The organism is Microcoleus pseudofavosus SVA1_A4, assembly GCF_036700565.1.
Classification (GTDB): Bacteria; Cyanobacteriota; Cyanobacteriia; order Cyanobacteriales; family Microcoleaceae; genus Microcoleus.
In genome coordinates this window covers 1-12,706 of the sequence record NZ_JAUBPE010000126.1, presented here as the reverse complement: position 1 = coordinate 12,706, position 12,706 = coordinate 1, and the positions used below count along the sequence as shown (strand labels likewise).

General features: G+C 45.5%; 10 protein-coding genes. 3 read left to right on the top strand and 7 right to left on the bottom strand.

All coding sequences use genetic code 11. The annotated features are described in order from the left end of the window. The first annotated feature begins 82 nt into the window (after positions 1-82). The 3 genes from QUA02_RS31715 (at position 83) to QUA02_RS31705 (ending at position 5,460) form a co-directional block, all read left to right on the top strand. Positions 83-3,400, top strand: coding sequence for a CHAT domain-containing protein (locus QUA02_RS31715; RefSeq protein WP_333033654.1), 3,318 nt, complete (start codon positions 83-85; stop codon positions 3,398-3,400). An 82-nt stretch (positions 3,401-3,482) separates the two neighbouring features. After that, complete coding sequence (locus tag QUA02_RS31710) at positions 3,483-3,851, top strand: hypothetical protein (RefSeq protein ID WP_333033652.1); 369 nt, start codon at positions 3,483-3,485, stop codon at positions 3,849-3,851. Continuing rightward, positions 3,838-5,460 (top strand): hypothetical protein, encoded by a 1,623-nt coding sequence (locus QUA02_RS31705; protein ID WP_333033650.1) that lies wholly within the window; start codon positions 3,838-3,840, stop codon positions 5,458-5,460. Before QUA02_RS31710 ends, QUA02_RS31705 begins: the two co-directional genes overlap by 14 nt. Positions 5,461-5,508: 48 nt before the next feature. On the opposite strand, the gene moeB is transcribed toward QUA02_RS31705, so the two are convergent. The 7 genes from moeB to QUA02_RS31670 all read right to left on the bottom strand — a co-directional run bounded on the left by moeB (position 5,509) and on the right by QUA02_RS31670 (position 12,445). Continuing rightward, positions 5,509-6,675: a molybdopterin-synthase adenylyltransferase MoeB gene (moeB, locus tag QUA02_RS31700; RefSeq protein WP_333033648.1), complete on the bottom strand. Its 1,167-nt coding sequence runs from the start codon at positions 6,673-6,675 to the stop codon at positions 5,509-5,511. Between the two features lie 79 nt (positions 6,676-6,754). Beyond that, positions 6,755-7,234, bottom strand: coding sequence for a M67 family metallopeptidase (locus QUA02_RS31695; RefSeq protein ID WP_333033647.1), 480 nt, complete (start codon positions 7,232-7,234; stop codon positions 6,755-6,757). A 108-nt stretch (positions 7,235-7,342) separates the two neighbouring features. Beyond that, positions 7,343-7,954, bottom strand: a complete 612-nt coding sequence (locus tag QUA02_RS31690; protein ID WP_333033646.1) for a Uma2 family endonuclease — start codon at positions 7,952-7,954, stop codon at positions 7,343-7,345. A gap of 186 nt (positions 7,955-8,140) precedes the next feature. After that, complete coding sequence (locus QUA02_RS31685; RefSeq protein ID WP_333033644.1) at positions 8,141-8,368, bottom strand: ferredoxin family protein; 228 nt, start codon at positions 8,366-8,368, stop codon at positions 8,141-8,143. 107 nt (positions 8,369-8,475) lie between these two features. Beyond that, positions 8,476-9,585, bottom strand: a complete 1,110-nt coding sequence (locus tag QUA02_RS31680) for an SGNH/GDSL hydrolase family protein (protein ID WP_333033642.1) — start codon at positions 9,583-9,585, stop codon at positions 8,476-8,478. Positions 9,586-9,600: 15 nt separating this feature from the next. Further along, on the bottom strand, positions 9,601-10,980 hold the full coding sequence (locus QUA02_RS31675; protein ID WP_333033641.1) for an MBOAT family O-acyltransferase: 1,380 nt from the start codon (positions 10,978-10,980) through the stop codon (positions 9,601-9,603). Between the two features lie 229 nt (positions 10,981-11,209). Continuing rightward, positions 11,210-12,445: an ATP phosphoribosyltransferase regulatory subunit gene (locus QUA02_RS31670; protein ID WP_333033640.1), complete on the bottom strand. Its 1,236-nt coding sequence runs from the start codon at positions 12,443-12,445 to the stop codon at positions 11,210-11,212. Between the last annotated feature and the right edge of the window lie 261 nt (positions 12,446-12,706).

Below are 12,706 nucleotides of genomic sequence, written 5' to 3'. Positions count from 1 at the left end.
GACTCTAATTTTCTGTTCATTGTTTTTCGTCAACTTTGCTCTCGATCGCTATATCATACATCAATTCAGCAACGCCTAAAAAATGAACGAAGAACGCCACCAAGCCTATCTCACCCTGATTCAATCTCTCCTCACCTGTCCCAGCGACGAAGAAACCGCCATTCTGCAAGCCAATCTCGAATTATTAGACGATGATTTTGCCCGATATCTGCGAGAGTGGGCAACTCAAATTCTGGGAAACTTGGATGCAGACCAAGCATACAATCGTGCTAAGATTTTATACAATTTAAATCAAAGATTTTCAAGTTTTCAGCAAGGCAGTCGGGCAAGCAACATAGAGATTGCGATTGCTTGTTTGGATATAGGATTAACTATTTTTACTCGCGAAGCTTACTCAGAAAAATGGGCAATGTTTCAAAATAGTCTAGGTATTAAATATGGTGACAGAATCAAAGGTGAACGGGGTGAGAATATCGAAAGGGCGATCGCATTTTATGAAGCTGCTTTACAAGTTGGCACCCGCGATGCTTTTCCCCAACAATGGGCCATGACTCAATATAATTTGGCAATTGCTTACAGAAATAGAATCAAAGGAGAACGGGGTGAGAATCTCGAAAGGGCGATCGCATTTTATGAAGCTGCTTTACAAGTTTACACCCGCGATGCTTTTCCCCAACAATGGGCGATGACTCAAAATAATTTGGCAATTGCTTACAGAAATAGAATCAAAGGAGAACGGGGTGAGAATATCGAAAGGGCGATCGCATTTTATGAAGCAGCTTTACAAGTTTACACCCGCCATGCTTTTCCCGAATATTGGGCAATGACTCAAAATAATTTGGCTGCTGCTTACTATAGCAGAATCAAAGGAGAACGGGGTGAGAATATCGAAAGGGCGATCGCCTTTTTTGAAGCTGCTAGTGAAGTTTACACCCGGGATGCTTTTCCCCAAGATTGGGCGATGACTCAACATAATTTGGCTGCTGCTTACTATAGCAGAATCAAGGGAGAACGGGGTGAGAATCTCGAAAGGGCGATCGCATTTTATGAAGCTGCTTTACAAGTTCGTACCCGCGATGCTTTTCCCCAAAATTGGGCGACGACTCAAAATAATTTGGCAAATGCTTATTGTCACAGAATCAAGGGAGAACGGGGTGAGAATCTCGAAAGGGCGATCGCCTGTTATGAATTGGCTTTAAAAGTTCGTACCCGCGCCGCTTTTCCCCAAGATTGGGCTGATACTCAAAATAATTTAGCAGAAGCTTACATAAACAGAATCAGGGAAGACAAAGCCGAGAATATCGAAAAGGCGATCGCCTGTTGTGATTTGGCATTATTAGTTCGTACCCGCGCCGCTTTTCCCCAAGATTGGGCGATGACTCAAAATAATTTAGCAGAAGCTTATCAGAAAAAAGGACTAATTCCAGAGGCTATAAAATGTTTTGAATTATCTTTAGAAATCTTCAAACCTGATACTTTACCCCTTAGCTGTCTCGAAGCGGCGAGAAGCCTAGGCAATTTAGGATTTGCAGAAAGTGTGTGGGAAACAGCCATCTTCGGCTACGAAAAAGCCATCGAAGCAGTCGAACAAAGCCGCGAGTGGATAACCTCCGACAACCGCAAACGAGAAATCATCGAAGAAAATCTCGATGTCTACGAAAAAATGATGCAATCCTGCATCAACCACCAACAATATGACAAAGCCCTGCAAACAATCGAACGCAGCAAATCCCGCTACCTAGTCGAACTCTTCACCAACAGCGAAATCTACCCCAAAACAGCAACCGAAACCGAGAAACAGCAACTCCAAAACCTGCGCCGCCAAATTGCCGCCTCCCAACAACTCCTAGAAACAGAAACCCCATTTCCTCCTCCCGAAAGCGGTGGAGAAATAGGAAATTCCGGCGGAAAACGCACAACCCAAACCCGCAGTCAGAGTCCCGAATCATCTCAACAACAACAAACTAATTTAGCAACAGCATTACAGCAACTAGAACAATTCCTCGAAACATTCAAACAGCGAGAACCAGAATTCAAACTAACTCAAAAAGTCCAACCCATAGACATCGGCGAATTCCAGAAAACATTAGATCCAAAAACAGCCATCATAGAATGGTACATCGGCAATTCTAACTCCCCCCTTCTTAAGGGGGGCTGGGGGGGATCAGATCCCAGCATCACCACCAACAACTCCAACTCCGATGATAGCTGGGGAGGTTCTGCCTTCATCATCACCCGCGACAACATCGAATTAGTCACCTACACCACAACTCAAATAGCCCAATTAGAAACCTGGAAAAACAACTATCTCGAACAATACCGAGGCGACGAAAAACAAAACCGAATCTGGCAACACACCCTATCCACAAAACTCCAAAAACTCTCCGAAATCTTGCAGCTAAACGAGATAGTCGCCCACATCCCCCCCGATTGCCAACAACTAATCTTAGTTCCCCACCGCTACCTGCACCTATTCCCCCTCCACGCCTTAGAATTCACATCAGAGGGCGGGCACGGGGGCACCGCCCCTACGAGGTACTTGTTAGACTGCTTCCCCAACGGTGTGAAATACGCACCCAGTTTGCAACTCCTGAAACTCGTACAAACCCGCATCAAAACCCGCACATCTCCCCCACCCGAACACCAGCCATTATTTGCCATCCAGAATCCCACCGAAGATTTATCCAACGCGGATATGGAAGTAGCAACCATCAAAACCAGATTCACATCCCACGACATTCTGATCAACAAACAAGCCACAAAAATCGCCTTCACCGAAAACCGAGAAACCATCTCAAATGCCAGCTACATCCATTTTGCCTGCCACGGACTATTTAACTTTGACAATCCGCTGCTATCCCTTCTCGCCCTAGCCGATTCCATCGAACAAACCAACAATCAAAATGCAGATGACCGCCCTGTCATCATGCGCGACGGCCGAAAAGCCATCCCCGAAAAATGCCTAACTTTGCAAGAAATCTTCGCAGAATTAAACCTATCGCAGTGCAGGCTGGTGACACTCTCCGCCTGCGAAACCGGGTTAACCGACTCCATCGCCATCACCGATGAGTACATTGGTTTACCCAGCGGCTTCTTGTACGCTGGGAGTTTGAATGTTGTCAGCACCTTATGGAGCGTCGATGACTTGGCAACGGCAATTTTTATGATAAAATTTTATCAGGAGTTGCACCATGAAAGGTTCGTTGCAGTTGCTGTCAATGCTGCCCAAAACTGGATGCGCGCCGTCAGCAAACAGGATTTGAAAATTTGGGTTGAATCCTTAAAATTAGATGAAACATGGATGACAGCATTCAACAAACGGTTAAGCTACTGGCCAGAAGATAAACCACCTTTTCGCAATCCCAAATTTTGGGCTGCATTCTGCGCTACGGGATACTAGGATATTTCGGTCAGTGACCGGAACCATCCTAACCACCTTGGCGGTTGCTATAACTGACATTTTATTAACGGAGAATTGTCCTGTGGAAATTGACAAAGATTACAAAGATATCGCTAGTTTTATCTATTTGCTGACAGAAATTCCCGCAATCTTTTCACCGGAAGCATGGGAAGATTTACCGAATTTAGCCGCCGAAATAACCAAGTTAGCAGGCAAAGAATCTACTATTAACGATACTATCAAAACTTGGTGTATACAACGCGAATTGGGAGACGAATTAATCATGGCTAGTCGGCGAGAAATCTCCGATCCGCCTCAACCCCTGTCAACTACCCAAGAACCCCTGGAAAATCTCACTAAAATCGTACCTGCAAGCATTATGAATGCTTACAAAGAAAGACTGAAACAAGACCAGGAAAATAGTGCAAATACCAGTAATGAATCCAATTAGTACAGTATATGCTCCCAACGTTCATTTATTTGCTTTCCATGTCTGGGATATCCTAGCATCAACCTCAAATCCCCCTGCCAATTCCCCACAACCAGCCCTACCACCAACCTCAAATCCCCCTGCCCATTCCCCACAACCAGCCCTACCACCAACCTCAAATCCTGCGATCGATCCCGAACATCTATGGTACAAGTGCAACGAAATCCTCCAAGAAAAACTCAGAGTCCCTGCGGAATTTAACGATCGCAATTTATACAAAAACCAAACAAGTCAACCGAAAGGAAGGCGTGTCAACCTGATTGTGAAAGCTGAGGTCAACAACCGGGAATCTCTACCCTTTGATAAGGAGATTCAGCATCACAACCAGCAGATTTCCCTCGCAGGATTTGCTCAAATGCTGCGAATTGGTGACAGTTATGCTTTGGGATTAAACATCCGCGTTCCCGAAAAAACTAATGGTACTAAAACACCTGATGTTGACCTTAGCATCTTCCAGGATTTGAATCCCGATAACTGCTTACTGCGGGATTCGGTTAATAGTTATTTCGGTCAAACTCTGCTGCTGACAGCTTGGCTGAGTCCAGACCAAAAACAGGAAGCCGAGGAAGATTCGCAGTATTTGCAAAGTTTAGCCCAAAAGTGTTTGAAAAACTTCATTTCCGGTCAAGACTTGCCAGAATTTTACCGTGAAGGCGAATTATTTGGCAGTCCGATTTTAGAATATGGCAATCCCAGTTATCCCAATGCTGGCGATCACATTCTGATTTGGTTTTTCAGTAGTGCGACAACTGGTGAAATTTGGGATTCGCGGTACAGCGATTTTTTGGACTTGTTCTTGTACCGCAATAAAACTATTCAGGCTTATCAGGAAAGCCGCGCCTACTATTATCAAATCCGTCAAGAATACGAAAAAATTACCGAGGATATCAACGAGACTTTTCGCTATTTGCAGCGCGATACAGCGCCGCAGCGCCAATTGAAAGGTACTGGCTTAAAGCCAGAGGAATTGGAATATCTGGAACGCAAGACTATCGAGATGCCACCACGGGCTGTGAATTATGCCCGGTTGCTGATGGATTTGGAATTTCGCCAAAATACGATCGCCATTAATGCCAAAAATTACCAAGATAAATTAAATCAAATAAGTCTTGACATCAAAGCTAGAAAAAAGTATAATGATCGAGAGTGCGATTTAAAGTTTTTAAAATTATTCAGCCAAGAGACTTGCCCGCAGTTTCAAGAGCAAATCAAGGCAGATTTGGGTTACTTCCGACACAGTACGGGCTTGCTAGACAAAGCAATGGAAGCAATTCGAGGAGTTGTCGCCATTGAAGAAGCTTATCGGGACGCGAAATTAGAAGTTACGATTCAAGCTGTCGGCTTTAGTTTGGGAGTAGCCGGGGTGGTGGCTGGAAGTGCTCCTTATTTAATTAAACAAGACCCGCCGAGTCAGAAGTTTTATTGGCCTTTAATTAAGGTAGAAATTCATCCTTTTGTGTTGGTATTGTTGATTAGTATCGGTGCGGGGTTTGGGGTTTGGCTTTTGGTTGTGTTGGGGGCAAAGTTCAAGAATCTACTAACTAGAAATAAACAGTTGCCACCCCAATAATTCCGCTTCCGGGCGGACAAAATCGCCCGCCCCAGAAACAGATTGAGCTTAATATTGAGGAACAGACGAGTCTACTTCTTCACTCCAAGCAGTAATCCCGCCCTTAACATTAATCCCCTCAATTCCAGCTTCCTTCAAAATCCCCAAAGCCTTCGCAGAACGCCCGCCCATTTTGCAGTGTGCAATCAAGCGGTGTCCGTTCAACAATTCCTTGACCTTAGCGACACCTTCGCCGTGTTCGATATCCGGCAAAGGAACCAAAACCGACCCAGGAATTTGACCAATTTGATACTCGTTGGGATTCCGAACATCTAACAATACAAAATCCTTCGCACCGCTGTCGATTAACTGCTTAAGTTCTGTGACAGTCATCTCAGGAACTTGGATTTTGGCTTCCTCTGCTGTTGGTGGCATCAATCCGCAGAATTGTTCGTAATCGATTAACTTTTCAATTACTGGGCGCACTGGATTCGGCCGTAATTTCAACTGCCGGAATGTCATATCTAAGGCATTATAAAGCAGCAGTCTGCCGCTCAAAGTAGTGCCTTGACCCAAAATAATTTTGATAGCTTCCGTTGCTTGAATGCAGCCAATTACTCCCGGCAATACGCCTAAAACACCACCTTCAGCACAAGAAGGAACCATCCCAGGAGGCGGGGGTTCCGGGTACAAATCGCGGTAATTCGGGCCGCCTTCGTAGTTAAAAACAGTTGCTTGCCCTTCAAATCGGAAGATGGAACCGTAGACATTGGGCTTGTTTAAAAGCACGCAAACGTCGTTCATCAAATAGCGAGTCGGGAAGTTGTCCGTCCCGTCGATGATGATATCGTAAGGAGTGGCAATGTCGATCGCATTTTTGGAACTAATACGAGTTTCGTACAAATCAACTTGACAAAAAGGATTAATTTCTAAAATCCGATTTTTAGCAGATTCAATCTTCGGTTTCCCAACCCAAGAAGTGCCGTGAATCACCTGCCGCTGCAAATTGGAATGATCTACAACATCGTCGTCTACAATCCCAATGCGGCCAACACCAGCGGCTGCTAAATACAGCAGCAGCGGCGAACCGAGTCCTCCCGTACCGATGCAGAGCACACTGGCAGCTTTGAGACGCTTTTGCCCATCCAATCCAACTTCTGGGAGGATCAGGTGGCGAGAGTAGCGTTCGTATTCTTGTTTGTTGAGCTGGATCTCGTCCAGATTAGGATTTAGCATGATATTGTGTGTAGCGCAGATTTTGAATTATATCCTATCTAAATCTTTCGCATTTTTACGTGTTTGTTATTTTTACTAATTATTTCTTAATCTCAGTCGGTTCCCCTGCGAGAATTTCCTCTGCTTGAAAGTTCCCCTCTCCGTCAAGACTCCAACTGCGGATGTCTTCCCAACAGCCTTGTCGGACGGACACAATGATGTAAGAGTATTGGGCCCAGGCCAATGCCCGATCGCACTCTGAGGGCACTGCGGGACAATCCGTATGGGAATGATATATACCGATAATATCCAGAGTGCGATCGCGCCCGTGTTTCATCGCCCGCAACATATCTTCGGGCCTAATAGCATATCTGCGTCTTTCTGTCAATTCTTTTTGTTCGGGCCAATTCTCCTCAGCTTCCGCACTCCAAGCATTGTCAGTCGGCCAAACTTCTACTAAAGTTTTAACACCTGCTGTAACTCGACCGAGCAACAAACCGCAGCATTCTTCAGGATAAGCGCTTTCGGCGTGGGTGCGGATGGATAAAATTTGAGAGTCGGAAAGTGCGATCGGCTGCATGGGATTTTATTGTAGATTTTATTGTAGTTTTTTTGTAAAGTGCGATCGGCTTTTTTTAATTGTGGAACAGGCCTCTTGCCTGTTCAATACTGGCTTTTCTGGAGATGTCTATTGATTTGACATTCTTGTAGCTGTTTGCAAAACAGTTCTATAAGCAATGACAGCTTCAGTTTGGTTAACATATCCTACATATTGACTCAATACAGAAAAGTCTAACTCAGGAAAAAATTCACTGCTGGAAATTAACTCATAACCAGACTCCCGCAAGTGGTAAATAGAAAATTGATCGTTAGCCCAAAACCAGACTTCAGGAACTTGCAAACCGCGATACACTTCTAGTTTGTCAACTCCACCGCTAGTCAGAGCAATTTCGATCGCAATATCAGGGATTTCTGCGAGTGTACCCAAGCAGTAACACTCATCTGGTTCTGCACCCCGTCTCACAGCTTCGCGGCGAAATGTAGCATTTCCATAACCGTTGAGATTAATTAGCCTTTCAACCGCATAGGTTTCTATCAACCGGGCAATAATTTTTTTGAGCCTTTCGTGTTCTGGCGAAGTCGTCATAATAATTTCTAACGTTCCTTCCAAGTAGATCATCCTGGGAAATTCATCTACAAACATATCAGAAAGTTGCTCGTATTGCTCCCAAGTCACATCATATAGAATTATGCGCTGTTCAGTCGCTGGAGCGAGAGTTTTTGGATCTAAAAGTAGCATAACTAATTACCTGCACTTAAGATATCTCAACGTTAGATTTTTTCGTTCTTTCTCAACTTCTTCTCTGTGTCCTCTGCGGCCTCTGCGGTTCGTTAAAAAAGTTCCGATATAAATTTAACGAACCGCGAAGACGCTTAAGACACAAAGGAAGAGAAGAGAAGAGAAGGGGAAAAAGAGTTAATTAAATCAAGAAGGAGTTTGCTGCAACTCAGGCCGCTCATCTGGAACGATCGCATTTTCGACAGGACAAACCTGCAAACAAATGCCGCAGTCAATGCAGGTATCAAAATCAATCCAAAACCAATCAGTACCCTTGACATTTTTGCCGGGGCCGGGGTGAATGCAAGCAACCGGACAAGCGCCAACGCAATCAGCAACTCCCTCGCAAATATTCGTAACAATAGTGTGTGCCATAGTGTTCTCAATTATTCAAATTTGGTGGACGAACTAGAAATAACTTTTCACTTGGAGTGGAATCTAAATCCTCAGTTTTTCTTCTAATTTAACATTGAAAACCGACGTTATTGAGGTTGATTCGATTTGCCAAGCAGCCCGAACAAATCTTCAGCCACAGCTTTGTGACCGTCTTTGTCAAGGTGAACCGTATCAAATTTAATATACATCGGGGAAAAACGACCCTCTTTTTGAGCAATTTGCGATCGCCCGCGGCGAACTCCTTCAGTAGAATCGACATAGGGTAAACCAAGAGACTTACTAATTTCCCCAAGTCGCTTACCCGCATCAATAGTCAGCCGCTGTCTAGGTACTTGCTGTTCGTTATCAGAAAAACCGTCAAAAGCCATAAAGCGAGTAGGCAAGTAAACTACAGCCAAAGAGCGGCCGTCAGCAGCCACAGAGTCCCTGAGTACACTCAAATCCGTCTCGAATTGCTTCCAAGCACGTTCGGCGACATCGGGAGGCAAATCAGCCTGCTGCCAACCCAAGGCTAGGGTTGCGCCCAAAGGAACATTCGGTTTCACGTTGTTGTTTGCCAAACCCAAGAAGTACAAGCATTTTTGGGAGTTGATTTTCAGCCAAGACGGGGTAGCTAAGAGTTTGAACTGGCTTTTGAGACCCGCCAGCTTGGATTTGGCAATTGGTGGCTGCAGATAAGGGTTTGCAGTGACTGATTTGTCATCGCGCCGAAACCACGTCATCGAGACCAAGTTGTTGTCTACTGCCAGTACCACTAAATCTGGCTGGTACTGAGACCACAGGTTGCGGTAAACTGTGTTGATTTCCTTGAGTGAATAACCCTCTAGAGCGCTATTGATGTAGGTTGCCTTAGTACCGTTTTTCTGAAAAATAGTTGCTAGCTGAGCTGGCCAAGTATCTTCAGCAGCAATCCCAGTACCGAAGGTGGTGGAATCTCCCATTCCCAGGATTCGCAACTCGCCTGGAGCTTTTTTAATCGGCACCACAGGACCACGATTGCCGGGACTGCTAACGGCGATGGAATGACCGCCTGTGAATTCCCGATCGAAAACATTATTGGTATACTCAGGAGCACTCACTTGCAGGAGTCCTTCTAATAATACAAATGCCAACAATACCTTCGACAAATCCACAGCAATGTAGCGAACAGTGGTTTTTAAAGTTGCAATTGCCTTGTCATTAAATATCTGACTCATAATTTTTCAAGCCGATTAGAACTGGAAGTAAAGGAAATTTGAACTTGAAGCACCGGCGAAGGTAAACATCAGCGCGATCGCCATTGCACAAGTAATCCACTTGAGCGAATTTGGGTGGTTTTGTGTCCAACTCATCCATTTTTGCTTCAAATCCCACCATTCAACTAGCAGAATTGTTGCCATGTAGAACAGCGGCCGATAGTCAATAGGTATCCGCCCGTCAGCAAAGGTCAATATCCGCTGCAATACTACAACCGCACTGTTCAAATCCGAGGCCCGGAAGAATATCCAAGAAGTACATATTAGACACAAGGTAATCAGCCAGCGGATTAAATAGTTCATTTTAGAAGTTGGCTTAGATGAAAGTTTAGTTGCTCGTTCAATGGAGAGCATTGCTCCTTGCAAACCTCCCCAAACAACCCAGTTCCATCCAGCACCGTGCCAGAGGCCTCCCAGCAGCATCGTAATCATTAGGTTCGCGTAAGTGCGGAGATTGCCGCCCCGATTCCCGCCTAGAGGAATGTAGAGGTAGTCGCGCAACCAATTTGACAGCGAAATGTGCCACCTGCGCCAGAAATCAGTAATGCTATAGGCTAAATAAGGTTTCTCAAAATTTTTCGGCAGTTCAATTCCCAATAGGCGAGCCGAACCGATCGCAATATCCGAATAACCCGAAAAGTCACAGTAGACTTGAACGGTATAAGCTAATGTACCCAGTACAAGCCCCAGCCCGGAAACATTTTCTGGACTGGCGAAAACTTCGTTGGCTATTGGTGCGATCGAATCAGCTACATAAACTTTTTTCAGCATCCCCCAGACAATCTGGGCAATACCGCTGCGGATCGCAATCCAGTCTACCGATGAATCACAGGCAAACTGGGGCATGAGCACCTCGGCGCGGACGATCGGCCCAGCCAGCAGGCTAGGGAAGAAAATCACGTACAGCGCTACGTCGAGGATTGACTTTTGAGCCTTGGTAACGCCCTTGTAGACATCGACTATGTAGCTAATTGTTGAGAACGTGTAAAAAGAAATACCCAGAGGTAAGAGCAGGTTCAGTTGAGGCCAAAGCCTAAATCCCAACAGCGAATAACTCGAATCTAAGAAGAAGTTTGCGTACTTGAACACAAACAGAGTGCTAATAACTACAGCCAGAAAAGTAATTAAGGCCGTAGTTCGGTTTCTCTGTTTAGTCGAATCCTCGATGATTCGAGCTGTTTTATAAGCCAGCAGGGTATAGCCAACCATTAAAATTGAGTATGGTACGCTCCAAGCCCAATAAAAAGAGTAGCTAGCCAATAGCAAAAACCAACGTCGGTAGTGCGGTGTCAGTAAGTAATACACATACACCACAACTACCAGGAATCCTAAAAACAGTGTGGAGTTAAACAGCATTTTTTACTTTTACTCTTCTACTGGAAACTAACGATCGCAATGCTACCACGAACTAAAACCGATAGAGGATCTTACTCAGGGATGCAGAAACCTGGTTTTTGTATGGAAAAACGCCATTACAGCACTGGATTTAGGGTAAAAAATCAGTTCTTTTACGTTTTTTGTACAATGTTTGTTAGAGCCACGGCTTCTCTAATAAGTCGGGGCTTTGGGTGTTCTCTAGCAGCTCTTAATTTACCGTTTCAATTGTTGGCAATCCTTCGGCATTTACCCAAGCAATTTGAGCAATTCGCCGATCGCGCGCGTATTCCCGGGCCGCCTCCTCCGTCTCCCGACTCTCCAAATCTATTTCCACCCGAACTAGGTGAGCAGACTCTCGGAGTTTGCGAGCATAATCAAAGGCCGCCGCCCCAGCTTCAGGAGTTTGAGGCACAACCAACCATTCGCTAGCTGGTGTCTCCGCGGGCAATTGCCCCTCTGTCAGCAAAACTTGGTGCAAATCTTCAATATTCAGACAAAACCCGATGCCGGGGGAATTTTGCCCTTGAGGATCGAACAGTCCCAACAGTTGGTCGTAGCGTCCCCCTTGTCCTAAAACTCGCTGTCCTGTCTTGCTGCTGCTGACAACTTCAAACACAATTCCAGTGTAGTAGTCAAATGTTTGAATTAAACTCAAATCGAGGTGAATGTGAGATTTGAGATTGGGGATTTTTGATTGACATTGGTGCAGCAATTCGATCGCAGATTTGAGATTGTTTAACGCGGATTGCTGCGGCAAATCTAAATCCAGCTTGGCAACAATTGGCAACACCTCTTCTGGGCGGCCGCGCAAGTCAAATAACAGCAGTGCTCTTTCTCGCAATTCTGTTGACAGCGGCAAAGTTTCCAAGGCTATTCGATCGAGATTGGCGATCGCCCCACGAACTTTTTGGCGCACGTTTGGCGGAAACGGTTCCAGCAATCTTGCAGTCAAGCCCGCTTCTCCCAAAACCAAATGCCAGTCATCAATTCCCAAGCTCTGCAAGCACTCAGACAGCAGCAGCAGCACTTCCGCATCCGCAACCGTCCCCCCCGCGCCGAGCAGCTCTACCCCAGCTTGATAGAACTCCTGTTGCCCGCCTGAGCCAGTATCTGGGCCTTTGCGGAACACGTTAGCGTTGTAGTAGAGGCGCTGAGGCTGCCAGCGAGTCCCCGCCATCCGCATTGCAGCCGCCCGGGCGATCGATGCTGTCAATTCCGGCCGCAAACCGAGTTCTCCATCCTCGGCGTCTTGCAGTTGAATTAAGGTCGATCGGTCGATCGCACCCCCAGCCATCAAAGTCTCCAGCCGTTCTAGAGTAGAAGTAATAATCCGGTGATAGCCCCAGCGGTGAAAAACCTGCTGCAAGCGCCGTTCGATCGAAATTTTTTGAGCAACGTCAAGGGGCAATAAATCTCTTGCACCGGATGGGGGTTGGTGAACCATATCAATTTTAGATTTTAGACTTTAGATTTTAGATTGGGGTAAAAAGCTTAGCTTTAGGGGACGGTGTTAAAGTCGAACGAGGCCAGCTTAACATTCGACTTTAACAAATTAAGGTGTCATATCAATTTTAGATTTTAGATTGGGGTAAAAAGCTTAGCTTTAGGGGACGGTGTTAAAGTCTAACGGGTTCTCCTGAACTTATGGTTATAAGTTTATCTAATCACAAAAGCAAGCTAATACGCGATTCCTGAAATTATTAAA

What these genes read in the sequence shown, in the direction of transcription:
- QUA02_RS31685 (WP_333033644.1), bottom strand. Translation starts at nt 8,368, where the DNA reads ATGGCACACACTATTGTTACGAATATTTGCGAGGGAGTTGCTGATTGC.
- QUA02_RS31670 (WP_333033640.1), bottom strand. Translation starts at nt 12,445, where the DNA reads ATGGTTCACCAACCCCCATCCGGTGCAAGAGATTTATTGCCCCTTGAC.
- QUA02_RS31715 (WP_333033654.1), top strand. Translation starts at nt 83, where the DNA reads ATGAACGAAGAACGCCACCAAGCCTATCTCACCCTGATTCAATCTCTC.
- QUA02_RS31695 (WP_333033647.1), bottom strand. Translation starts at nt 7,234, where the DNA reads ATGCAGCCGATCGCACTTTCCGACTCTCAAATTTTATCCATCCGCACC.
- QUA02_RS31690 (WP_333033646.1), bottom strand. Translation starts at nt 7,954, where the DNA reads ATGCTACTTTTAGATCCAAAAACTCTCGCTCCAGCGACTGAACAGCGC.
- QUA02_RS31680 (WP_333033642.1), bottom strand. Translation starts at nt 9,585, where the DNA reads ATGAGTCAGATATTTAATGACAAGGCAATTGCAACTTTAAAAACCACT.
- QUA02_RS31675 (WP_333033641.1), bottom strand. Translation starts at nt 10,980, where the DNA reads ATGCTGTTTAACTCCACACTGTTTTTAGGATTCCTGGTAGTTGTGGTG.
- QUA02_RS31705 (WP_333033650.1), top strand. Translation starts at nt 3,838, where the DNA reads ATGAATCCAATTAGTACAGTATATGCTCCCAACGTTCATTTATTTGCT.
- moeB (WP_333033648.1), bottom strand. Translation starts at nt 6,675, where the DNA reads ATGCTAAATCCTAATCTGGACGAGATCCAGCTCAACAAACAAGAATAC.